The 22567-nt window shown below is 43.2% G+C and carries 19 protein-coding genes; 11 read left to right on the top strand and 8 right to left on the bottom strand.

Features of this window, described 5'->3' with window-relative positions:
* Positions 1–30: 30 nt before the first annotated feature.
* The 4 genes from citA (at position 31) to JMN17_RS15835 (ending at position 5207) form a co-directional block, all read left to right on the top strand.
* Positions 31–1131: a citrate synthase CitA gene (citA, locus tag JMN17_RS15850; protein ID WP_087991193.1), complete on the top strand. Its 1101-nt coding sequence runs from the start codon at positions 31–33 to the stop codon at positions 1129–1131.
* A gap of 78 nt (positions 1132–1209) precedes the next feature.
* Positions 1210–2079, top strand: coding sequence for an SDR family oxidoreductase (locus JMN17_RS15845; protein ID WP_202328514.1), 870 nt, complete (start codon positions 1210–1212; stop codon positions 2077–2079).
* 254 nt (positions 2080–2333) lie between these two features.
* Positions 2334–3731, top strand: coding sequence for a branched-chain amino acid transporter BcaP (gene bcaP, locus JMN17_RS15840; protein ID WP_087991195.1), 1398 nt, complete (start codon positions 2334–2336; stop codon positions 3729–3731).
* A 120-nt stretch (positions 3732–3851) separates the two neighbouring features.
* Positions 3852–5207 carry a sodium-dependent transporter gene (locus JMN17_RS15835; protein WP_087991196.1) on the top strand — a complete coding sequence of 452 codons (1356 nt, stop codon included), beginning with the start codon at positions 3852–3854 and terminating at the stop codon, positions 5205–5207.
* 35 nt (positions 5208–5242) lie between these two features.
* Here JMN17_RS15835 and pdxR (JMN17_RS15830) read toward each other — a convergent pair whose 3' ends face one another.
* Positions 5243–6646 carry a MocR-like pyridoxine biosynthesis transcription factor PdxR gene (gene pdxR / locus JMN17_RS15830; RefSeq protein ID WP_202328513.1) on the bottom strand — a complete coding sequence of 468 codons (1404 nt, stop codon included), beginning with the start codon at positions 6644–6646 and terminating at the stop codon, positions 5243–5245.
* A 109-nt stretch (positions 6647–6755) separates the two neighbouring features.
* Here pdxR (JMN17_RS15830) and JMN17_RS15825 point away from each other — a divergent pair, with 109 nt between their 5' ends.
* Positions 6756–7184 carry a GNAT family N-acetyltransferase gene (locus tag JMN17_RS15825; RefSeq protein WP_087991198.1) on the top strand — a complete coding sequence of 143 codons (429 nt, stop codon included), beginning with the start codon at positions 6756–6758 and terminating at the stop codon, positions 7182–7184.
* Positions 7185–7215: 31 nt separating this feature from the next.
* Here JMN17_RS15825 and JMN17_RS15820 read toward each other — a convergent pair whose 3' ends face one another.
* The 3 genes from JMN17_RS15820 to sigM are packed head-to-tail and all read right to left on the bottom strand — an operon-like array spanning position 7216 to position 9051.
* Positions 7216–7506 (bottom strand): anti-sigma factor, encoded by a 291-nt coding sequence (locus tag JMN17_RS15820; RefSeq protein ID WP_087991199.1) that lies wholly within the window; start codon positions 7504–7506, stop codon positions 7216–7218.
* Positions 7494–8570: an anti-sigma factor gene (locus tag JMN17_RS15815; protein ID WP_087991200.1), complete on the bottom strand. Its 1077-nt coding sequence runs from the start codon at positions 8568–8570 to the stop codon at positions 7494–7496. The genes JMN17_RS15820 and JMN17_RS15815 overlap by 13 nt, the downstream gene beginning before the upstream one ends.
* Positions 8560–9051: an RNA polymerase sigma factor SigM gene (gene sigM / locus JMN17_RS15810; protein ID WP_087991201.1), complete on the bottom strand. Its 492-nt coding sequence runs from the start codon at positions 9049–9051 to the stop codon at positions 8560–8562. Before sigM ends, JMN17_RS15815 begins: the two co-directional genes overlap by 11 nt.
* Before the next feature lie 194 nt (positions 9052–9245).
* Here sigM and JMN17_RS15805 point away from each other — a divergent pair, with 194 nt between their 5' ends.
* From JMN17_RS15805 to JMN17_RS15795, 3 genes are all read left to right on the top strand, one after another.
* The gene (locus JMN17_RS15805) at positions 9246–10241 is read left to right on the top strand and encodes an aldo/keto reductase (protein WP_202328512.1); all 996 of its coding nucleotides are present in this window, start codon (positions 9246–9248) and stop codon (positions 10239–10241) included.
* Positions 10242–10373: 132 nt separating this feature from the next.
* The gene (locus JMN17_RS15800; protein ID WP_087991203.1) at positions 10374–10973 is read left to right on the top strand and encodes a 1-acylglycerol-3-phosphate O-acyltransferase; all 600 of its coding nucleotides are present in this window, start codon (positions 10374–10376) and stop codon (positions 10971–10973) included.
* A gap of 101 nt (positions 10974–11074) precedes the next feature.
* On the top strand, positions 11075–12202 hold the full coding sequence (locus tag JMN17_RS15795; protein ID WP_202328511.1) for an NAD(P)/FAD-dependent oxidoreductase: 1128 nt from the start codon (positions 11075–11077) through the stop codon (positions 12200–12202).
* 20 nt (positions 12203–12222) lie between these two features.
* Here JMN17_RS15795 and JMN17_RS15790 read toward each other — a convergent pair whose 3' ends face one another.
* The 3 genes from JMN17_RS15790 to cueR all read right to left on the bottom strand — a co-directional run bounded on the left by JMN17_RS15790 (position 12223) and on the right by cueR (position 15090).
* Positions 12223–13122, bottom strand: a complete 900-nt coding sequence (locus JMN17_RS15790) for an NAD-dependent epimerase/dehydratase family protein (RefSeq protein WP_202328510.1) — start codon at positions 13120–13122, stop codon at positions 12223–12225.
* Positions 13123–13264: 142 nt separating this feature from the next.
* Entirely contained in the window at positions 13265–14599 is a 1335-nt protein-coding gene (locus JMN17_RS15785) for a hemolysin family protein (RefSeq protein ID WP_087991206.1), read from the bottom strand.
* A gap of 59 nt (positions 14600–14658) precedes the next feature.
* Positions 14659–15090, bottom strand: a complete 432-nt coding sequence (gene cueR / locus JMN17_RS15780; protein WP_087991297.1) for a Cu(I)-responsive transcriptional regulator — start codon at positions 15088–15090, stop codon at positions 14659–14661.
* A gap of 856 nt (positions 15091–15946) precedes the next feature.
* Here cueR and fabD point away from each other — a divergent pair.
* Entirely contained in the window at positions 15947–18181 is a 2235-nt protein-coding gene (gene fabD / locus JMN17_RS15775) for an ACP S-malonyltransferase (protein ID WP_087991207.1), read from the top strand.
* 36 nt (positions 18182–18217) lie between these two features.
* The gene (locus JMN17_RS15770; RefSeq protein WP_087991208.1) at positions 18218–19399 is read left to right on the top strand and encodes a pyridoxal phosphate-dependent aminotransferase; all 1182 of its coding nucleotides are present in this window, start codon (positions 18218–18220) and stop codon (positions 19397–19399) included.
* Positions 19400–19541: 142 nt separating this feature from the next.
* Here the strand turns inward: JMN17_RS15770 and pdxR (JMN17_RS15765) are convergent, their stop codons facing one another.
* Complete coding sequence (gene pdxR / locus JMN17_RS15765) at positions 19542–20960, bottom strand: MocR-like pyridoxine biosynthesis transcription factor PdxR (protein WP_087991209.1); 1419 nt, start codon at positions 20958–20960, stop codon at positions 19542–19544.
* 972 nt (positions 20961–21932) lie between these two features.
* On the opposite strand from pdxR (JMN17_RS15765), the gene loaP reads away from it, so the two are divergent.
* The gene (loaP, locus tag JMN17_RS15760; protein WP_202328509.1) at positions 21933–22475 is read left to right on the top strand and encodes an antiterminator LoaP; all 543 of its coding nucleotides are present in this window, start codon (positions 21933–21935) and stop codon (positions 22473–22475) included.
* The last annotated feature ends 92 nt before the right edge of the window (positions 22476–22567 follow it).

The raw sequence follows: 22567 nt of genomic DNA, 5'->3' as shown, positions 1-22567 counted from the left end.
TAATAACAGAAAAGGATAGGGGGAATACAAATGGTACATTACGGATTAAAGGGAATTACATGTGTGGAAACATCCATCAGCCATATTGACGGTGAAAAAGGCCGCCTGATTTACAGAGGCCACCATGCAAAAGACATCGCACTGAATCACAGCTTTGAAGAAGCCGCTTATTTGATCTTATTTGGAAAGCTGCCTTCATCGGAGGAATTACAGACATTTGAAGATAAGCTGACTGCTGAGCGGCATCTGCCGGAACACATCGAACGATTGATTCAGTCACTGCCAAACAACATGGACGACATGTCGGTGCTGAGAACGGTTGTTTCAGCATTGGGGGAAAATGCGTACACGTTCTATCCGAAAACAGAAGAAGCAATTCGGCTGATTGCCATCACGCCTTCCATCATTGCGTATAGAAAACGATGGGCGCGCGGTGAACAAGCAATTACACCATCTTCCCAGTACGGACATGTCGAAAACTACTATTATATGCTCACAGGTGAACAGCCTTCAGAGGCAAAAAAGAAAGCGCTTGAAACATATATGATTCTGGCCATGGAGCACGGCATGAACGCATCCACTTTTTCTGCACGGGTCACATTATCTACAGAGAGTGATTTAGTGTCAGCCGTCACTACCGCTCTCGGCACGATGAAAGGCCCGCTGCACGGAGGGGCTCCCTCAGCGGTGACAAAAATGCTTGAAGACATTGGAGAAAAAGAACATGCTGAAGCATACCTGAAAGAAAAACTGGAACAAGGAGAGCGCCTGATGGGATTCGGGCACAGGGTGTACAAGACGAGGGACCCGCGGGCAGAAGCTTTGAGACAGAAAGCAGAAGAAGTGGCCGGCAATGACCGCGATCTTGATCTTGCGCTGCATGTAGAAGCAGAGGCAATTCGTTTGCTTGAAATCTATAAACCAGGACGCAAGCTGTATACAAATGTTGAGTTTTATGCGGCTGCTGTGATGAAGGCCATCGACTTTGACGATGAATTGTTTACACCAACCTTTTCAGCAAGCCGAATGGTAGGGTGGTGCGCCCATGTGCTGGAACAAGCAGAAAACAATATGATTTTCCGTCCGTCAGCGAAATATACAGGCACCATTCCTGAAGAAGTTCTTTCATAACAAAACATATTTTGCCGTTTATTCGCTTCTAGGGCGTGGTAACGTTCAGTATCAACCACATGTCTAGGAGTGATGAATATGAACCCAATGGACAGACAAACAGAAGGGCAAGAGCCGCAGCATCAGGACAGACAGCCGGGCATTGAGTCAGAAATGAATCCGCTGCCTCTGTCAGAGGACGAGGATTATCAAGGAAGCGGAAAGCTGAAAGGGAAAGTTGCCATCATTACCGGGGGCGACAGCGGCATAGGGAGAGCAGCAGCTATTGCGTTTGCTAAAGAAGGGGCTGATGTATCCATTCTTTACTTAGATGAGCATTCTGACGCAGAGGAAACGCGTAAACGAATCGAAAAGGAAAATGTCCGCTGCCTGCTTATCCCGGGAGATGTTGGGGACGAGAATCATTGTGAACAAGCTGTGCAGCAAACAGCGGATCACTTTGGCCAACTTGATATCTTGGTGAACAACGCTGCTGAACAGCATCCGCAGGACAGTATTCTCAATATTTCAACAGAACAGCTGGAAAAGACATTTCGCACAAACATTTTTTCCATGTTTCATATGACGAAGAAAGCTTTGCCTCACTTTAAAGAGGGAAGTGCCATCATTAATACGACATCGATTACCGCTTATGAAGGGGATACGGCATTAATTGATTACTCCAGCACAAAGGGTGCGATTGTTTCCTTTACGCGATCCATGGCGATGTCGCTTGCGGATAAAGGCATCAGAGTGAATGCGGTGGCGCCTGGTCCGATTTGGACGCCGCTTATTCCGGCGACATTCCCGGAAGAAAAAGTGAAACAGCACGGCTTGGACACGCCAATGGGAAGACCGGGGCAGCCGGTTGAGCATGCAGGTGCATATGTCCTGCTGGCGTCTGACGAATCGTCCTATATGACAGGGCAGACCATTCATGTAAATGGCGGCCGTTTTATTTCAACATAATCAACGAAAAACCAGCGTGATCGCTGGTTTTTTTATGTGAGGAGATATTTCAAGATAAGAATTTGTCGACTTTTCTGACAATTAGGTTTTCATTTTTGTGATTTTATATATAATATTGTTAGGAGAAAGGAATGATTCGCTCACCGGTACAAATAGAGTAAAAAAAAAGAAAATTGACCATTATCGCTCATGGAATTCAGAAAATTCAAATAAAATATATATAAATAGATAATTAGTCTAGGAGTTGAAGGGGAATGAAAGGGAGCGTATTTAGGAAGAAAAGCATTCAGGATTTAATCGCTGCGACGAGCGGTGAAAAATCTTTAAAAAGAGAATTAGGGGCATTCGATTTAACATTGCTCGGAATCGGAGCCATTATTGGCACAGGGATTTTTGTGCTGACGGGAACAGGTGCAGTCACGGCAGGTCCCGGGCTGACCATTTCATTTGTTGTGGCGGCGCTGGCTTGTTTATTCGCCGCCCTGTCTTACGCAGAATTTGCTTCAAGTGTGCCTGTTTCAGGTTCGGTGTATACATTCACGTATGCGACATTGGGAGAGCTTTTGGCCTTTATTATCGGGTGGGATTTAATTTTAGAGTACATGCTGGCGGTAAGTGCGGTGTCAGTCGGCTGGTCTGGTTATTTCCAATCGTTTTTATCAGGGCTGGGCATTCATCTTCCGGTTGCTTTAACAGCGGCACCGGGGGCGGTGGAGGGCACATTTACCATCTTTAATCTGCCTGCCTTTGTGATTGTGATGGCGATAACGTTTTTGCTTTATTTAGGCATCAAAGAATCAAAAAGAGTCAACAACATCATGGTGATCTTGAAAGTGCTGGTTGTTTTGCTGTTTATCGCGGTGGCAGCCGTTTATGTGAAGCCGCATAACTGGCAGCCGTTTATGCCGATGGGCTTTGGCGGCGTATTCAGCGCAGCGGCGCTCGTATTTTTTGCTTTTATCGGATTTGACGCTGTATCCTCTGCTGCGGAAGAGACAAAAAATCCTGCGAAGGATCTGCCTAAAGGCATAATATTCTCTTTATTGGTTTGCACGATTTTATATGTCACTGTATCAGCCATCATGACAGGGGTTATCCCGTTTGCACAGTTTGCGGGCGTGGATCATCCGGTTTCTCTTGTTCTCCAAAGCGCCGGGCAAAATTGGGTGGCAGGCATCATTGATATTGGCGCTGTTTTGGGGATGACAACAGTTATGCTCGTGATGCTTTATGGGCAGACACGCGTCATGTTTGCTATGTCGCGTGACGGACTGGTGCCGGGCTCACTTTCTAAGGTCCATCCAAAGCACAAAACACCTTATGTGGCCACTTGGTTTTTCGGCACAATGTCGGCGCTCCTCGGCTCACTTGTTCCACTGGATGAACTTGCAAAACTGGTAAACATCGGAACACTGTCAGCGTTTGTGCTTATCTCTGTGGCAGTGATCGTTTTGAGAAAGAAACAGCCTGATCTACCGAGAGCCTTTACATGTCCGGGGGTTCCAGTGATCCCGGGTCTGGCGATTCTGTTCTGTCTGTTCTTAATTTTAAATCTTGGATGGGTGACGATTGTCCGCTTCCTTGTGTGGCTGTTAATCGGATTGGCAATCTATTTCTTGTATTCAAGAAAGCATTCAAAATTAAATCAATAATCTTGTGGTTAAGAGAGCGGTCATTCAGGACGCTCTCTCTTTTGTGTTCTTGGTAAATGAATCTATAGAAATGAAGACAAAAATAAGAGATAATATAGGGTGGAAAGGAAGTGACGTTTATTGTCTGAGCAAAAACCAGTCCAATGGGCTTCGAAAATCGGTTTCGTCATGGCAGCCGCCGGCTCGGCTATCGGCTTGGGCGCGATTTGGAAGTTCCCTTATGTAGCAGGGACCAATGGGGGAGGCGCCTTTTTTCTTATCTTCGTGTTATTTACCATTCTCTTAGGCTATCCGCTTTTAGTGGGAGAGTTTATTTTTGGAAGACGGAACCAGACGAATGCCATTGATGCATATAAAAAAGAAGCGCCGCGAACTGCTTGGTTTCTCACGGGATGGGTCGGTGTAGCCGCATGTTTCTTAGTGCTGTCGTTTTACAGTGTAATCGGAGGGTGGATTTTGCTGTATATCGTGAAAACAGCATCTGGTTCACTTTCCGGGCTTTCTCAAGAACAGTTTGGAACCCTGTTTGCTTCTATTATTCAAAATCCGATGCAGACGCTCGCGGCTCAGTTTGTTTTTATGGTGCTGACTGTCTTGGTCGTCGCCAGAGGGGTTCAAAAAGGGATTGAACGGGTCAGCGCGGTGATCATGCCGATTTTGTTTTTATTGTTTATTCTGCTCGTTCTTCGGTCACTCACGCTTGATGGTGCGATGGAAGGCGTAAAATTTTTGCTTGTGCCTCATTTCGGTAATTTGACTCCGGAATCTATATTATTCGCGCTGGGACAGGCCTTCTTTACGTTAACACTGGGGGTTTCGGTGATGGTGACTTACAGCTCTTATTTGCCGAAAACGCAAAATGTCCCTCGTTCGGCAGCCTCCATTGTCGTGATGAATATCATTGTGACACTCTTGGCGGGCCTGGCCATTTTTCCGGCGGTTTTTTCATTCGGTTTTCAGCCAAATGAAGGTCCGACATTGCTGTTTACAGTGCTTCCGGCCGTTTTTGAACAGCTTCCGTTCGGCACGTTGTTTTTTATCGGCTTTCTCGTTGCGTTTTTATTTGCAGCCTTAACCTCAGCGTTTTCGATGGTTGAAATTATTGTCGCCACAATCGGAAAAGGGGACGAAAAGAAGAGAAAAAAATTGTCATGGACAAGCGGGCTGTTGATCTTTTTGGTCGGAATCCCTTGTTGCTTGTCTTATGGCGTATTGAGCGATGTGAACATATTCGGTAAAACGTTTTTTGATATTGCCGATTTTACTGTCAGCAATGTTTTGATGCCATTAGGCGCTTTGTTAATTTCTCTTTTTATCCCGCTCAAAATTTCGAAGCACGAGCTTTTAGCAGAAATGAGAAACGGATCAAATGCAGGTAAAGCATTCTTTTATACATGGTTTTATTTGCTTCGTTTTATCGTACCGCTGGCCATTATTATCGTATTCTTAAATTTAATCGGGATTTTATCATTTTAAACAACAGGCTCCGTTTCCGGGGCCTGTTTTCTTATTTAATAAGACGATATCAACGGTGCCCATGCCGTTTTCAGTTTTTGGATCCCGTGCCTGATGTCCTCTTCTGACAAACCGCCATAACCGATTAAAACAGAAACAAATGGCGGCTGTCCTTTATAAGAGGGAGATACGGGATAGATGGTTACGCCATTGTCGGCAGCAGCACTAATCGCTTCTTCTTCACTTGCCGGAAACAAAAGCCGCAGGAGGATATGAAGACCGGAATTTTTTCCGAGAACCTCAACGCTGTTCCCTAGTTCAGACCGTATGGCTTCTAACAGGACAGCGTGTTTTTTTCGGTATAAGGCTCTCATTCTGTTTACATGCTTTTGCCACTCTCCGCTTTCGATGAAGTCTGCCAGTGCCATTTGAGAGTGGGAAGAGACCGTTTGTTTCATTAAGTGAGCGTTTTTTCTGACCGATTCCATGAGTGCAGGGGGCAAGATCATGTAGCTGAGCCGCAAGGAAGGCAGCAGTGACTTTGAAAAAGTGCCGAGATATATGACTCTGCCATTTGGATCAAGACCCTGCAAAGACGGAATGGGCTGGCCGCTGTAGCGAAATTCCCCATCGTAATCATCTTCTATAATGAACGAGTTTGCTTCCTTTGCCCATGCCAGAAGCTCTTGTCTTCGGGTTATCGTCATAATGCTCCCGAGCGGAAACTGATGCGAAGGAGTCGTATACACGAGAGATGGATTCTGCGCTTTAAGCTCACCCGGCAGGACGCCTTCTTCATCAGAATAAATCGGAATGACATGCATGCGATTTGCTTCAAATAATCTTCTTGAACGATGAAAACCCGGTTCTTCAAACCCGATTTTTGTGCCGTGCTTAAGCGTAAGACAAAGAATTTGCAGAAGCACGGTCGTTCCTGCGCCAATCATGATCTGGCCGGGCTCGCAAATGACACCCCTTGACAGCCTGACGAAACGGGTAATCATGCGCCTGAGTTCAGGCTCTCCTTGAGGGTCTCCAGAGGTGTGGCCGGAATAGCGGTCCAGACTTTTTACGATGCTTTTTCTCCATGCGTTAAAGGGGAAGCGGGCCGGATCGACATTGCCTTGATGAAAGTCAATAACAGGTGCGTTCTCTTCAGGCAAGACCTGTTGCACAGACTGCTGAAAATAGTCAGGAGCCGCTGGGAAATCTGCTTCTACTCCCGCCGCGAACCAGCCGATTTTTGGTTTGCTTTTGACATAGCCCTCAGCAGTTAATTGCTCGTAAGCATGTTCAATTGTTGCTGTACTGACACCGAGCAAGACAGAGAGCCTGCGTTTTGACGGAAGTTTTGTTCCTTTCGTAATTCTCGCGTGTAAAATTTCTTGTTTGAAAAAGATATAAAGCTGCTCATACAGCGGTGTTTTGCTTTTTTTATCAAGAAACGGCGTGATATCCATCTCGAGTCTCCTTTATATCTGGCATGGTCATGTTTTTTGATATTGGCTATTTGGTAAATGCCATTTATTAGCTATGATCATTGTAACGAAAGGAAAGGGGATTGAGAAGATGATTCATATGAAACAGTTAACTACGAAAGAAGAATGGGCTGAATCGTATCCGGTTATGAGTGAATTGAGAACAGAACTGGATGAAGAAACGTATTTACAAAGGCTTGACGCCTGTGTGCAGCAAGAATCGTATATGCTGTTTGCCTTATATGAGGATACGGCAATCAGGGCGCTGTGCGGCGCGCTGCCGAGGGTTTCCATTCACAAGGGAGAGCATTTGTGGATTGCGGATCTTGTGACAACCGCGCCTTGCCGATCAAAGGGATACGGCAAATTACTTTTGGATTATGCCGCAGACTGGGCAAGAAAAGCCGGACTTGGCTTTGTCAGTCTTTCATCTGGCCTTCAGCGTAAAGACGCACACCGATTTTATATAGACAAAATGGGTTTTACGATAGAAAGCTACTTGTTTAGAAAGCCGCTGTAATCAAAAAAGACGCCCCTTCAGGCGTCTTCTTTTAAAAGCCAAACTGTAAATTAGTATCTACAGATACAATGGTATACACACAAATAATCACAAATAGATTCAGGATGACACCGAGCAGGCCTGGCCCGGTGCGCCCTCTCTTGATGAAGAGTTCAATAATGCCAAACGGAACGGCGGCCATGGCGAACGGAAGCATTTGATAGGAATAAATTGTGACATTGCTGATAATCGCCAAATTCAGCAAGAGCAGGGACAGAATTGCTGTCCCGACTGAAATCCAGCCGAATACATTGTGTTCTTTAAAAATTCTTACCAGTTCCATAATTCCACCTCGCCGACATTCGCTGATTTTACAGATTTGTTTTTCAGCATGCTCTGGATTTCCTTGGTTGGGCCTGTAACGACCGAGCCGTATACATTGACACCGTTTTTCTCTACATAATCCAATCGTTTAACCACATTCAGGTCTTTTCGTTTTGAAATAACCTGCGCCCATTTTTCGTGCTTGGACATGAATGTCAAGGCGTTGATAAACTGATCGCCATTTGACTTGCCTTTTGTATTAAGCGCAGCCAAGAACTTTGAATCTTTCCCGGGATAGCCAAGCGGCTCTGCGTATACTTTCTCATTGTTGTTGTTCTCTGTTTCAATTGCATTCCACAAAAAGCTCACATCATACCCTTTGAATTTGTTATATATTTCTTTTGTCGGGTATGCACGGTCATATGAAAGGTAGACCTCGGAAACCGTTCCTTCGGGCAATGTCTTTAACGTTTGGTCAGCTTTTGCAGTGGATTGTTCAGACGCATTTGATGGGTGTGTAAAGTAATGGCCGGTTTTATGCACTTCTAAATCATAGTAGTTAACGACAGGCGCTTTCACTTTATTATAAAACATTTCAACTCGTTCATTCCCCACTGCGACTGTCTTCGTACCGATCTGCTTTTGCAGCGGGAATTCGGTATTCATGCCAAATAACTTCACTTGGCTTTTCAGTCCGGATGTATCGACAAGAACATTTGGCATGGTCAGGGCTACAGTGACTGCGGCGGTTTCCATAAACTCATTGCCGGTGCTTTGTTTTCCTCCCATTCCGTAATAAAGGTAGCTTCCCAGCGTGCAAAGCGGCAAAATCATCAAGGTCGAAATAACGGCAAGGACAGAAATTCGTAAATAAGACTTGCGTTTCCCATAGGCTAAAATCGCTTTTTGTTTTTCTGGACTGATGCTGACATCCCAATCGTTATCGTCCTCTAGCTCGCTATCAATCAGTTCCTGATACACTTCGAGCTTCTCTAGTTCTTCCTCAAATGCGGTCATTTCCCGGTCGCTCATTTCCCCATTTTTATATTGATCAAAACGCTTTTTAAATTCTTCATTCATCATTAACACCTCTATTATAAAGTGCTTTCAGCCGCTGTCTGGCGCGAAATAAAACACTTTTAAAATTCGCCTCTGAAATATTCATAATATGCGATGCTTCTTTGTAATTTAGCTCTTTTAAATAATATAGCGTTAAGGCCTCCCGATAATTATCGGGGAGCTCGGACATATAACCAGTCAGCACTTCCTTTATCTCTACCTGATGAGCAGGGCTCTGAACAGCACTTTGAAAGAGGCTTCCGATTAAGTCATCAGAAATGGTTACTTCTTTCTTATGCTTTCTGACGTAATCAATGAAGGCGTTTCGCGCCACTTGAAAAAGCCAGGGCTTTACTTTGCTGTGATCATAGGAGTGAATGTGTATGTATGCCCGCATAAAGGTTTCCTGCAGCAAGTCCTCGGCAAGATGCTTGTCTTTTGTCATGGAGAGCAGGAACCTGTAAACATCATTCATGTACATTTGATAAATTTCATCGATCGTCACTGCCTTTTCTCCCCTCTATGTTATACACGCATAAGAAAGGTTTAAAGTTGCACATTACATGCAAACGGCTTTTTATACCTCATCAAACACCATTCCTATATAGTACCTAAAAATGGCCGCGAAAGATAGTACCGAGAAATGTTTAACATTTTTTCCAGTGGGGAAAAGAGAGTGAAAAAAGAAGGAGTGGCACAATGGAATATACCAGTATAGCAGACACCGAAATAAAAGCCTCCAGAATCGGCCTGGGCACATGGGCGATTGGCGGAACCATGTGGGGAGGCACTGACGAGAAACAATCAATCAAAACCATCCGCGCCGCTCTTGATGAGGGGATCACACTGATTGACACCGCTCCGGCCTACGGCTTCGGGCAGTCCGAGGAAACCGTCGGGAAGGCGATCAAGGAGCACGGCAAAAGAGATCAGGTGATTCTCGCAACGAAAACGGCTGTGGACTGGAAGAACAACCAGCTCTTCCGCCATGCGAATAGAGCGAGAATCATAGAGGAAGTCGAGGCTTCTTTGAAACGGCTGCAAACGGATTATATTGATCTTTATCAGGTGCATTGGCCCGATCCGCTTGTGCCAATTGAAGAAACGGCGGAAGTCATGAAGGAATTATATGATGCCGGCAAAATCAGGGCGATTGGCGTCAGTAACTTTTCAGTTGAACAATTGGATACATTTCGCGCCATTGCACCGCTTCAAACGATTCAGCCTCCATATAATTTGTTTGAAAGAGAAATTGAAGAGAATGTTCTTCCATATGCGAAAGACAAACAGATTACAACGATATTATACGGCAGTTTATGCAGAGGGCTGCTAACAGGTAAAATGACCGAAGAGTACACGTTTGAGGGCGACGATCTGCGAAATCATGATCCAAAATTCCAGCAGCCCCGTTTTAAAGAGTATCTTTCTGCTGTTCATCAGTTGGATGAGCTGGCGCAGACACGTTATGGAAAATCAGTGATTCACTTGGCCGTCAGATGGATCTTAGATCAGCCGGGAGCGGATATCGCTCTTTGGGGGGCGAGAAAGCCTGAGCAGGTTGATGCGGTATCGAAGATTACAGACTGGACGCTGAGCAGTGAAGATCATAAAGACATCAATACCATATTGAAAAATACGATTTCAGACCCGGTCGGGCCCGAGTTTATGGCACCCCCGACCAGGGAGGAAATCTAACAAAAGCTGAGGGCGATCCTCAGCTTTTTGGCGTTTTAACCAGAGAAATCTTAAAAATTAGTACCAGGTAATAAAAAATGTTGTTATAATAGAAGCAGAAAGAATCATTGATTACGACAAAGGAAGTGCGATATGTATAAGTTTTGTGCAAATGCTTTAAAAGTTATTCTTTCTCTTCGCGGAGGAGTGAAGGTGTATAACAAAGAAAACCTTCCGGCCGATTCAGGTTTTGTCATCGCGTGTACACACTCCGGCTGGGTTGATGTGATCACACTCGGAGTCGGGATTCTTCCTTATCAAATACACTACATGGCGAAAAAAGAGCTTTTTCAAAATAAATGGATCGGTTCGTTCTTGAAGAAAATCAATGCCTTTCCGGTAGATCGTGAAAATCCCGGACCAAGCAGTATTAAAACCCCGATTAAGCTGCTGAAAGAAGGAGAGATCGTCGGTATCTTCCCGAGCGGAACAAGGACCTCCGAGGACGTGCCTTTAAAAAGAGGCGCGGTGACAATTGCGCAAATGGGGAAAGCGCCGCTCGTTCCCGCTGCATATAAAGGACCTTCAAGCGGAAAGGGATTATTCAAAAAAGGAAAAATGAAGCTCATTATCGGTGAGCCGCTTCAGCAGGCTGATTTTGCCCACCTGCCGTCAAAAGAAAGACTTGCAGCCATGACAGAGGCTTTAAATAACAGTATTAAAGAGCTTGAAAACAAGCTGGAACAGCTATAATCCACCAGTGCCCGCATTCCCCGATTTCCCGATTGTTTATAAGTTCCTTGGCAATTAGCTATACTATATAAGGAATTAATTATTGGGAAAGGTTACGGAAAATGATGAAAATTATCGTAGTAGGGGCTGGAATTCTAGGAGCGTCAACAGCGTATCAGTTAGCCAAAATGGGGGCTGAGGTTCTTGTCATAGATCGGAAAGATAAGGGACAGGCCACCCATGCAGCGAAAGGCATTATTTGTCCATGGCTGTCACCGAGGCGAAATCAGGCGTGGTACAAGCTGGCAAAGGCAGGAGCGCACTTTTACCCTTGTTTCATAGAGGAGCTTAGAAAAGCAGGCGAGATAGAAACGGGTTATGCTCCGGTTGGTGCTCTTAGTATTCATCACGAGAAAGAAAAGATTGAAAAGATTGAAAAACGGGTGCAAGAACGCAAACAAGACGCCCCGGAAATCGGAGACATTTCTTTTCTATCTGAATTCAAAACCGCCGGCATGTTTCCATTGCTGGCTAAACGGTACCATTCAATTCATATAAGCGGAGCCGCCCGAGTGGATGGCGAGATGCTGAGAGATGCATTATTGCGTGCTGCTCATAGAATGGGCGCCGTTTATTTAACAGGCGATGCCAAGCTCCAATATCATTCGAAACGAGTGACAGGAGTAACCGTCGGTGATGAATGTTATTCTGCTGACAAGGTGATTGTTTGTGCCGGTGTATGGGCAGACCAATTGCTGGCGCCTTTAGGCATTCGCTTTAAAGTAAGCGTGCAAAAAGCGCAGATCATATATGTACAGGTTCCTGACGCAAACAATATGGACAGCTGGCCTGCTGTCATGCCGCCTTCTAAGGAATATCTGTTAGCTTATGCTGACAAGAGAATGGCCATCGGAGCGACTCGTGAAGATGATATAGAAGGCCGTGATGAACGGATCACGGCAGGCGGGCTGCAGGAATTGTTGAACAAAGGATTGGAAATGGCTCCTGGTTTAGCAAACAGCACCTTTCAAGAAGCAAGAGTCGGTTTACGACCGATTACACCGGGTGATGTGCCGGTGATCGGACCTCTTCCCGGCTGGGACGGGATCATAGCGGCAAATGGCCTTGGATCGTCCGGTTTGACAATGGGACCTTATATGGGGCAACAGCTGGCGAAGCTGGCTCTTAAAATGGACGTAGACATCGATTTAGAAGAATATGATATAAAAAATGCAGCAGAAGTTCAATGAACATCCGCTGCTTTTTTGTTTTATATTTTGGATAATGAAAGCTGGTCCTCTGGCAGTGCTTTGAGTGAGCCGTCATTGTTTAATACAGAACGCCATGTATAACGGGGTTCATAACCGAGGATCTTTTTCGCTTTATCAATCGCCATCAGTGTTTCATATCCTTTTATATCCCGCTTTAAAGAGACTTCTGGGAAAAACCTCTTTACCAAGTCTTCACTCGGTTCTTTCATGATGGTATCCGGCGCCGTAATGTGGAAGACCTCATTGCCGATATTGTTTTTTTCGATTGCAAGCAGGCAAGCGTGCGCAGCGTCTCTCACATCGCAATACGCCCATGCATTTTTCTTTTGGATATCCTTTTGCTTTTCGTTCCAATGCATGCCTGGAATTTTTTCATACTCATCAGGTTCATATATATTTGCAAAGCGGAGGGTGACAATTTGTGTATTCATCAGCTTTGAAAACATATCTGAAAGGATCTCGGTCAGACGCTTTGCCATTGCGTAAGACGATTTTACGATTGTCGGATGCTCTTCGTCTACAGGAAGGTAGCTGAGCTCTTTCGGTACAAACGGATATCCCAGCACCGTCTCGCTCGAAGCCCATACAAGCTTACGCACTTTAAAATCTTTACAAGCCTCCAAAATATTGAAGTTAACAAGCATATTATTTTCAAATATCGCCTGGGAGGGATTTCTGACATCGGTCGGAATATTCCCAAGATGGACCACAGCATCACAGCCCATAATAAGCTGGCATACTTGGCCGTAATCCCGCAAATCGGCTTGGATAAATGTTTTTGATGCTGATTCCTCTGTTAATACTCTATCTGATGCTGTTACATCGTGGCCGGCCTCCAATATTGTTCTTACGGCCCACCGTCCTATTTTACCTGCTGCTCCAGTTACCACTACTTTCATCATTTCACTCCTTTTTCTTGTTTTTAAATGAGATCCAGTTCCCTGATTAGAATTCCCGAGGATTCAGTTTTTATAAAAGAATAGGGAGGTTAGAAACAAAACATAATAAAAAAGACACCTCAATAAAAGGTGTCTTTTTATATTATGCTTCTTTCGGTTCTCCAGCTTCAACCAGCTCTTCTGCCGCGAGTTTTTTGACTTCAATATAAGCGACGTGGTGGCCGTCGATTTCGTTAATGATAAATTCGCAGCCTTCTTCGATGATAGAATCATCTTTTTCAACATCGTATTTTTGGGTAAGGAACCAGCCGCCGATCGTATCGACTTCTTCGTTCTCTAAATGAATGCCGAACAGGTCGTTTACTTGATCGATTAACACTTTTCCGTCAAGAATATAATGGCCTTCGCCGATTTTGCGGATTTCGTTAATTTCATCAATATCAAATTCATCGCGGATTTCGCCGACAATTTCTTCGATGATGTCTTCAACCGTCACAAGCCCGGCCGTACCGCCGTATTCATCAGACAGGATGGCCATGTGGACTCTGTCTTTTTGCATTTTGACAAGCAGGTCTTGGATCGGCGCGGATTCAATGACATGAATGATCGGGTTGACGAATTGAGAAATGGTGGAATCAACAGATACCTCGCCGCTGATGCAGGCGGTCAGCACTTCTTTAATATTAATAACCCCGATAATGTTATCTTTATCGCCCTCTTCTACAGGATAGCGGGTATATTTTTCGATCTGAATGATGTCCATCATTTCAGAAATCTTGATATCATGCGGAAGGCTGACAATTTCAGTCCGCGGAATCATAATTTCTTTCGCCAGCCTGTCGTCAAATTCAAAGATTTTATTCACATATTTAAACTCTGACTGGTTAATTTCACCGCTTTTATAGCTTTCAGACAGAATGATTCGCAACTCTTCTTCAGAGTGAGCCAGTTCGTTTTCTGAAACGGTCTCCAGGCCAAATGCTTTTGTCAATAACCGAGCGGAATTGTTCAAAAGCCAAATGAACGGGAACATGATGCGGTAAAACCAAATCAGCGGTTTCGCAAACAGCATAGACACTGCTTCCGCCTTTTGGATGGCGACTGTCTTAGGCGCAAGTTCTCCAACAACAACGTGCAGGAACGTGATAATGGCATACGCAAAAATAAACGATATGACATGTGAAAGGGAACCTGGCACATTCAATTGTATGAAAAGCGGGTGAAGCAGCCTTTCAATTGTGGACTCGCCTAAAACCCCTAATCCAATGGAAGTCAATGTAATTCCGAGCTGACACGCAGATAAATATTCATCAAGATGCGTAGTCACTTTTTTTGCGGCTATTGCTGCTTTATTTCCTTCCGCGATCAGCTGATCGATTCGTGAGCCTCTGATTCTGATAATGGCAAACTCAGAGGCCACGAAAAATGCCGTCAGGGCGATTAAAACAGCAACTAAAATCAAATTCACTATGTCCAATTAGAACCTTCACTCTAGAATGAGAATGAAGGTAACACCTCCTGTTAGATAAAATGGTTTTAACTTAACAGCAGCATAAATGATTGGAACACGGCGAGCTTATCGGGTGGGAGCTTGTTTTTCAGCTTGTCACGATCCTCGGGCTTCAGCCGTTCAAACCGATGCAAGATTCCGGAGATATTTTGATTCATATGATCAATTTCTAATGCCAGTTTACCAATTTCATCATCAAGTTTAGCTGAAGAGGGAAACTGGTTCTCCAGTCGATCTTTAATATCGGACAGGGCCAATCGCTGCTTCTTGCAATCTACAATAAATATGAGTCGTTTAAGTGCATTTTCATCGTAGTAACGGTAATTTGAACAGGATCTGGCCGGCGTAAGCAGACCGATATTCGTATAATAATCAACTGTTCGTTTCGTTACTCCGGCAAGTTTTGCTAGTTCACTGATGCGATAAGTCTCAGCCCCATCTATATCCCTCCCAACCATCACGTTATAGTTATGAGAATAGTTTAATATATGAAGGGTGTCTTGCACAAGTTTATTGTTTTTGATGAGTTCGCGAAGCTAATTTAGGCAAGAATATAAATTTAGTGTGTTTTTTGAAAATATCATATAAAAGCATTGACTAAATGATACATATTTTGCATAATCAAGTGTGATACAGAACGAAACTGAAAAAGAAATAAGGGAAGCCATTCGATGTTGCGGCACGATGGTGGAACATAGGGAACATAAGCAGAGATCAAGGGAAATGGAAACAATCTCACAAGATTTCACCAGATTAATATCCTGGCGTGCTTAGCATTGATCTTGCGAACTTTATGATATACAATTTTTTATAGCTGTATATTTGATTATGTTGTTTTTATTTTTCTGAATATTCCGATTTTAATCCTTTGCACATAAAGGAATAAATGCTGAATGACCGCACTGTATTTATTTAGGTTTCTAATCAAGGCTCTCGTACTATCAGATGGATATAGATTTGCAATTCTGTTTACTGAGCTGGACGATAAGGAGAGAAGAGAGTTCAGCGATGGTGCGGCTTGGAATTTGCGGTTTTGGCGGTTTGGCAGCCCTTTGCAAATGCTTCTTTAGTAATTCTCTTGGGAATATATTACAGGAGTTAAGTTCGCCTTTTATCAAGCTGTCTGTGACCAGCCTCATGTCCGCTTCGCAGATGAAATCATTGACTGTCGATTGAGAGTAATTAATGGTTTACATATATATATGTCGAAATTAATCTTTTATGGTCTTCGGATAATTTCGCCAAAAGAAATATTGGTCTTGCTCTGCTGTAGAATAATCAGACTTATTACAAAACAGAAAGGAAGACAAGAGATTGAAAGCATATGTTTTTCCGGGTCAAGGCTCTCAATATAAGGGAATGGGCAGCAACCTATTTGATGAGTTTTCAAACCTGACAAAACTATCAGATAATATTTTGGGATATTCAATTAAGAATTTATGTCTACATGACGAAAACCAAAAACTAAAACAAACTGAATATACTCAGCCGGCCCTTTTTGTTGTGAATGCATTATGCTATTTAAACAAGGTCAATAAAACAGGAAAAATGCCTGATTTTGTGGCTGGACATAGCCTTGGCGAGTATAACGCTTTGTTTGCCGCAGGTGTATTTGATTTTGAAACTGGATTGCGGCTTGTCAAAAAAAGAGGAGAACTGATGGGCAATGCCGTTAACGGAGGTATGGCTGCGGTCATCGGTTTTTCTGTCCAAAAGATTAAGCACCTATTAAAAGAAAATAGCCTGCCGGTTGATATTGCTAATGACAATTCACCGACACAAATTGTGATTTCTGGTTTGGAATCGGATATCCTGCAGGCGCAGCCTATTTTTGAAAAAGCAGGCGCAGCTGCTTTTATCCCGTTAAAGGTAAGCGGAGCATTTCATTCCCGTTATATGGCGGATGCGAAAAGAGAGTTTTCCGACTTTCTAGAAGGCATACAACTAAAGACTCCAAAAATTCCTGTTATTTCAAATGTTGAAGGAATGCCTTATGTCCGAGATGACATCAAAAAGAATATTACCATGCAAATTACCCATCAAGTCAAATGGACAGACAGCATAAGGTACTTGTCAGCAATTGGGGTGCAGTCCATTGAGGAAGTGGGTCCAGGTAATGTGCTCACGAAGCTGACGCAAAAAATTCAAAAAGAAGCAGAGCCTCTTCAGCTGAATCATAGGAAAGAACAGTCTGAGCCCGTCACAAAGATTACACCGAAGGCTCTTGGCAGCAATGCATTTAAAGAAGAATACGGCTTACAATATGCATATGTGACAGGTTCTATGTATAAAGGGATTGCGTCGGAACAAATGGTGGTACAAGTCGGAAAAGCGGGGATGCTTGGGTTTTATGGAACGGGAGGCATGAAAATTGAATCAATTGAACGAGCCATTCAATGTATCCAACGCGAACTGACAAATGCTGAATCTTTCGGCATGAACTTACTGTGCAGTCCGGATAAGCCTTATATAGAGGAAGAAAGGATAAAATTGTATTTGCAGTATGGGATAAACATTATTGAAGCAGCCGCCTATATCAGCTTAACCGCTCCGCTCGTGATGTATAGGGCTCGGGGTGCCAAACGAAATCAGAATGGAAAGGTTGAAGCGAAAAACCGGATTTTTGCGAAGGTCTCTCGGCCTGAGGTGGCAGAAGTTTTCCTGCGACCTGCCCCGAATCATTTATTAGAGCAATTAACTAGAGAGGGGAAAATCTCTCAGGAACAGGCCGAATTAATGAGAGAAATTCCGATGGCTGATAATATAACTGTTGAGGCTGATTCAGGCGGACATACGGACAATGGTTCTGCGTACGCTCTCATGCCAGCTATGATTAAGTTGCGGGATAAGATTCATGCTGAATACCGCTATCCCAAAAAAGTACGAATCGGCTCAGCGGGGGGGGTTGGAACGCCAGAAGCGGCTGCTGCTGCATTTATGCTCGGCGCTGATTATATTGTGACAGGCTCCATTAACCAGTGTACTGTGGAAGCCGGGACAAGCGATGCCGTAAAGGATTTGCTTCAGCTCGCGAATGTACAAGATACCGATTATGCTCCAGCTGGAGATATGTTTGAAATCGGGGCCAAAGTCCAAGTACTCAAAAAAGGATTATTTTTTCCTGTCAGAGCTAATAAGCTTTATGACTTGTATCGGAATTATAAATCAATAGATGAAATAGATGAAAAAACGAGAAAAATGGTAGAAGATAAATATTTTCACCGGACATTTAAAGAAGTTTATGCAGACATAAAAAAATATAGGTCTCCGCATGAGATAGAAAGAGCGGAACGTCAGCCAAAATACAAAATGGCACTTATCTTTAAATGGTATTTCGGAAACGCAACGCGGCTTGCACTAATTGGGGATGAAGAGCAAAAAGTAAACTATCAGATTCACTGTGGTCCTGCTCTCGGCGCTTTTAACCAATGGGTCAAAGGATCAGAACTGGAAAATTGGAGAAACCGCCACGTCCATAAAATTGGAAAAAAATTAATAACGGAAACTGCCGATTTATTGAATCAGCGTTATCTCGCGATGGTCAATTAAAGATAGAATTTTAGTTTTTAAGTGCGGAAGGGACAGATGAAATTGGCTGGGTTATCCCGGGAAATTGAAGAAAACTTAAATAAAGGATCATGGATCCGCAAGCTGTTTGATGAAGGCGCAAGGCTGAAGAAAGAGTTCGGGGATGACCAGGTATTTGATTTTTCAATCGGAAATCCGGTTGTTGAACCGCCTGAAGCTTTTAAGAGAGCATTAATAGAGGAAGCTGCCAAAGGCAATCACGGATACATACAAAATCAAGGGCTTCCGGCAGCAAGAGAAAAAGTAGCGCAATTTTTGGGGGCCCGTTTTGAAGCCGAGTTCTCGGCGGAACGCGTCGTCATGACGGTAGGCGCAGGCGGTGCATTGAATGTCGCGTTAAAAAGTATCGTAAACCCGGGTGAAGAGGTTATTATTCTCGCACCTTATTTTGCCGAGTATAAATTGTATATTGAGAACTACGGGGGAAAAGCTGTAAGCTGCCCGTTGACGTCCCGGTTTGAGATTGATATTGAGGCGGTGAGACAATCGATTACCTCAAAGACGAAAGGGCTGATCCTCAATACACCTCATAACCCGACAGGCACTGTTCTCAGCCAGAAAAATATAGATGATTTAGGCGCTTTATTAAAAGAAATAGAAGAGAAGAGCGGACAGACGATTTATGTGCTTTTTGATGAACCGTACAGTCAATTAATCTATGATGAAGAGCTGGCAAATCCGTTTCAATCGTATCATCGTGTGATTTTGGCGAGCTCATTCAGTAAGGATCTCGGCATAGCCGGAGAGCGGCTCGGGTATATCGGATTAGACAGCAAGATGCCGGATGCCGCCCTTTTGATCAACGCTTTTGTGTTCTGTAATCGAACGCTTGGATTTGTGAATGCGCCTGTCATGGTGCAGCGGGCTGTGGCAAGAATGGATGATTTAAGAGTAGACGCAAGCGCTTATAAAGAGCGCAGGGATTTAATGGTCGGCATTTTAAAAGAAGCAGGTTTTGAATTTGAAATGCCGAAGGGCGGTTTTTTCATATTTCCGAAATCGCCAATTGAAGATGAAGTCGCATTTTGCGTGCATGCCGCCCAAAAATACAAATTATTAATCGTGCCGAGCAGCGGCTTTGGAATGAAAGGGCACTTCCGTTTATCCTTCAGTGTGCCGATAGAACAGATTAAAAACTCACGGGATATCTTTATTGCCTTATATAAAGATTTTGTGTAAAGAGTGAAGCAAGTGGAGCCTTAAAGGGAGCGCGCCTGTCATATCTTTGTTTCCTCGATATAACTGGCTGATGAGATTTGAAGAAGATATCCAACACATGAATAAGCTAGCTAGAAAGCTAACAGTGTGTGCTGTTAGCTTTTTATATTTGTTTGATTCTCCAAGCCTTTGCCAGCTTTTTTATACCGTGCTTTATCGTTTCTTCAGATAATGCACCAAATCCTAGCAGAACGGCAGCGGGTGATGCCGTTGACGGTTCCAGATGATAAATGGATGATGGGTACACGTTGATGCCCTCTTTTTTCGCGGCAAGAATCAGTTCATTTTCAGTCATACCATTCTTTACTTTCAACAAAATATGTAAGCCTGACCCCTGCCCGGAAATGTCTGCTTGATCCTGAAAGAAATAATTTACCGCATCAACTAAAATATCATGTTTCTTTTGGTATAAATGTCGCATTTTCCGCATGTGCCTTGCAAAATCATTTGATTCCATAAACAATTGGAGTGTCTTTTGCAATATAGGGGACACAATCTGATTATAGCTGTGTGTCTGCTGCTGAAAGCGGTGAAACAAAGAGCGGGGTAGGATGAGATAACTGATTCTGAAAGAAGGTGACAAAATCCTTGAGAAAGTACCGGTATAAATCACCCTATCATGCTTATCTAGACTTTGGAGCGCCGGGAGCGGACGTCCTTTAAAACGGAATTCGCTGTCATAGTCATTTTCGATTATGTAAGCGTTTTTTTCATAAGCCCACTGCAGCAACTCCATTCGCTTTTTAATCGAAAACGTCATACCAAAAGGAAATTGATGAGAGGGGGTTACATAAACGGCTTGAGCCTGACTATTGTATAAATCTTCCATACTAATGCCATCAGACTCCAGAGTTATTGAGCGGTAGCTGAAGGATGAGTATTGTTCGAATATTGCTTTTACTCCAATGTTCACAGCTTCTTCAGTACCTACTATTTTGACATCATCCTTCAGTAGATGAAACAAAAGCTGAAGTGAATGATAGGTTCCTGCACTGATTATAATTTGATCTGGTGAACAGCACACCCCCCGTACTTGATGCAAGTATGAAGCAACTTCCTTTCGTAAGCCATATTCACCCTGCAAGTCTGCGTTTTTTTGGAGCAGATGAAGATTTTCAGACGTTAAACATAAACTACTCCATTTTTTCCATTTTTTAAAAGGGAAATGATAGAGATCGACATGGTCATAATGAAAGTCGAAACTCGCAATTTGATTTTTGGGGTTCTCTTCTTTGGGTTCTCTGGAAGCTTCAGTTTGCAAATCCGATATGTTTTCCGGTGAAACAGCGTAAAAACCGCTTCTAGGCTTGCTTCTGATGTATCCCTCTTCTAGCAATAGTTCATAGGCATCAGCGATAGGCGTTCTGCTGATTTTTAAATATACTGATAGATTTCTGATTGATGGAAGCCTAGTATCCTGTTTGATTCTCCCCGATATGATTTCCTCGCGTATGTATTGGTACAGTTGTATGTACAAAGGGATATTCGATTTTTCATTCAGTAGCGGCATGAGTTCAATCACTGATAGTACTCCTTTATTAATAAACTGACATCCAAAAGTAAGCAAAAACTGACCATTTAACATTTTCTGAAATTTTGATACGGTAATCATAACATTTTTTCAAACTTATGTATATAATTGCTAGATTTTAATAGTTAAGGGTTGTAAGACATGTCTGTCACTTTGCCTCATATCAAACTGATGACCCCGTATGTATCTGCAAGCCAGCCCATAAAAGGTAGCGCCATCAAGCTGAATCTGAGTAAAAATTCATATCCACATCCAGTTTTAGTCAGGGAAGTACTGAGAAGAGAACATGCGATTATATCCGACATCGAATGCTCCGACAGTGCTCCTGCAGCCATCCTCAGAAGCAGAAAGACTGGCCCGTATGTTCTCCGGACTCGTCTTCATAGATGAAGTTTATAAGGATTTTGCAGTTTCAAATACATCAGAGATACCTTTGATTTAAGCTATGACAATGTGATAGTGGTGTGAACAGTTCCAATACTTTTTCACTTTGTGGTGCCCGTTCTGGCCGCTGTTTTGCTGATAAAGAACTTATCCAGAAATTGATGAGGGTAATGATAATATACGTAAACTGGCTCAGGCAAAAGCTGGCGCTGGCAGCACTGTGTGATCAGGAGGATCTTAAAGCTTAGATCGAGGGATCAGAAGCACACGCCGCCGCTTAACGGAAAAATAAAAAAACATTGGCTTTGTGTTATACCATCGCAGACGAATTTTGTTTTATGCATTCTCCCTCCCCGATGGTATAAAGGCGGAACAATTGAATTAAAATCTGCTTGAAAACGAATCCATGTCTGGTACCTCAGTGAAAATTTGTTAAAAAACAAGGCTGCGCATCTAGATTGGGACAGATTAAATCCAGATACTGTGCACAGTAATCGAGCAGCTGCTGTTTTGCCGATCAAAGAGATGGCGCCGACATTAAAATGAGATATTTCTATTTTACTTGGAGGATAATATCAAATGAACTGGTATGCAATCTTTGTTGAAAGCGGAAAAGAAGAAATTGTCCAAAAGTATTTGAGCATGTATTTTGATGCGGATATACTTTATTCAATGGTCCCGAGAAGGGTTGTGCCCGAACGAAGAAAAGGTAAAATTTACCATGTCGTGAAAACATTATTTCCGGGCTACGTACTTATCAAAACAAGGATGAATGGCAACATGTTACATAAAATGCGTTCAATTCCTGACTTCTATCGATTCGTAAATAATGGCAGCTGTTACACTAAAGAAGCCGGGGAATATTATTGTCAGATAAGAGAAGAGGAAATGAGCGTTTTATTTAAATTGATAGAAAAAGGCGACATTATCAGCTATTCGAAGATTAAAATAGAGGAATCCAAAGTTTATGTGGTCTCAGGACCTCTTCACGGGCTGGAAGGCACCATTAAAAAAATTGATAAACGCAAAAAAAGAGCAAAAGTCCAGCTAAATTTGCTCGGTAAAGAACAAACGGTAGAACTCGGGATTGAACTGAGCGTTAATGATTCCGTCCGCTCCTAAAAGTCTAAAAATTAAAAATCATTTTTGGAATGAGTTGTGTTACAATAAAATATACAATTTATAATCAAACTTTGACTTGGAGGTGGTATGAT

Source organism: Bacillus sp. RHFS10, from assembly GCF_016757475.1.
GTDB classification, from domain to species: domain Bacteria; phylum Bacillota; class Bacilli; order Bacillales; family Bacillaceae; genus Bacillus; species Bacillus subtilis_G.
This window is presented reverse-complemented; position numbering and strand designations above follow the sequence as displayed.